The organism is Rhodopseudomonas sp. BR0C11, from assembly GCF_010820945.1.
GTDB classification, from domain to species: domain Bacteria; phylum Pseudomonadota; class Alphaproteobacteria; order Rhizobiales; family Xanthobacteraceae; genus Rhodopseudomonas; species Rhodopseudomonas palustris_H.
The window spans coordinates 1-1,619 of record NZ_QTKI01000658.1 but is presented as its reverse complement, the minus strand read 5'-3'; the positions used below and the strand labels follow the sequence as shown (position 1 = coordinate 1,619).

The window sequence follows — 1,619 nt, the reverse complement described above, 5'->3', positions numbered from 1 at the left end:
GCGCATTGCTGCCGCCAGCCGCGGCGGACATCCGGCCATGTCGGCCTGATTGAGCGCATCAGTCAGAGCACGCTCGATCCGATTGGTCACGTCCATGGCCACACTCCCGCGCTGAAGGCACAAGTGTCAATTTAACTTGTCATGCGAAACTGTAAGTTATTATGGACACCTGTCAATGATATGGCTCAAAGACAGCTGAGCCGGAGTGAGAAAGCGCATGCGGGACCAGACCGCGAGGAATCGCGTCGTAGTGATCGGCGCCGGCATCGCGGGACTGACGTCCGCGCTGACCCTGGCTGCACGCGGCTTCGACGTGACGGTGCTCGAACGTGCCGCCGCCCCCGGCGGTAAAATGCGCGAAGTCGCGATCGGCCCGGCGCGGATCGACAGCGGCCCGACCGTGTTCACGATGCGCTGGGTGTTCGAGGAACTGTTCGCCGGCATCGGCTTGAACTTCTCCGACCACGTCCGACTACGACCTTTGTCGGTCCTGGCCCGCCACGCCTGGGATGACACCCAGCATCTTGATCTGTTCGCCGACGAGGCCCGCTCGGCCGACGCGATCGGCGCGTTCGCCGGTGCTGCGGAAGCGAAGCGTTATCGGCAGTTCTGCGCCGACAGCCGGCGCATCTACGAAATCCTGGAAAAGCCGTTCCTGCGTGCCACCGCGCCGAGCCTGCCGAAGCTCGCGACCGCCGGCGGCATCGGCGGCCTGATCGAACTGCGCAAAATCCGCCCTTTCACCACGATGTGGAAGGCGCTCGGCGATTACTTCCACGATCCTCGGATGCGGCAACTGTTCGGCCGCTATGCGACCTATTGCGGATCGTCGCCATTCGATGCGCCCGCCACGCTGATGCTGGTGGCTCATGTCGAACATGAAGGCGTGTGGATCATCGAAGGCGGCATGCACGCGCTGGCGCAGGCACTCGCCGATTGCGCCACCCGGTTCGGCGCCACGATTCGTTATCAGCAAAGCGTCCGCGAGGTGATGGTCTCGGGCGGCCGCGCCTCGGGCGTGATCCTCGACAGCGGCGAGCGCATCGAAGCGCATTCGGTGATCGTCAATGCCGATGTTGGCGCGCTGCCGGCGGGACTGTTCGGCGAGGCGGTACGAACTGCAGCAAACCCGCTGGCGCCACGGCTGCGCTCGCTGTCCGCGGTCACCTGGAGCATGGTGGCGAAGACCCGCGGCTTTCCGCTGTGCCGGCACTCGGTGTTCTTCTCGCGCGATTATTCGCGGGAGTTCGCCGAGATCTTTGGCCGCGGCGAGGTGCCGACAGAACCGACCGTGTATGTCTGCGCACAGGATCGCGTGGACGACGAGGCCCGGCTCGGCGCGAGCGGCGAAGAGGAATTGCTGGTGCTGATCAACGCGCCGCCGGTCGGCGATCGCAAGAGCTTCGATCAGGGCGAGGTCGCGCGCGCCGCCGAGCGCGCGTTCGGCGTGCTGCAGCGCTGCGGCCTGCGGGTCGACATCGATCAAAGCAAGACCCGGGTGACCACACCGGCCGACTTCAATCGGCTATTCCCCGCGACCGGCGGCGCGTTGATCAGCACCAGCAATTCCTCTTCGCCGCTCGCGCCGAGCCGGGCCTCGTCGTCCACGCGATCCTGTG

1 protein-coding gene and 1 pseudogene are annotated in these 1,619 nt (G+C 65.6%); one reads left to right on the top strand and one right to left on the bottom strand.

Translation table 11 applies throughout. From position 1 onward, the window contains the following. Window positions 1-96 (bottom strand): annotated as a pseudogene (locus tag DYI24_RS28695) (polyprenyl synthetase family protein); the annotation flags it as partial. A gap of 121 nt (window positions 97-217) precedes the next feature. On the opposite strand from DYI24_RS28695, the gene crtD reads away from it, so the two are divergent. Further along, window positions 218-1,619: 1-hydroxycarotenoid 3,4-desaturase CrtD (gene crtD / locus DYI24_RS26285; RefSeq protein ID WP_246701380.1), on the top strand; the 1,402-nt coding region annotated here is incomplete at its 3' end.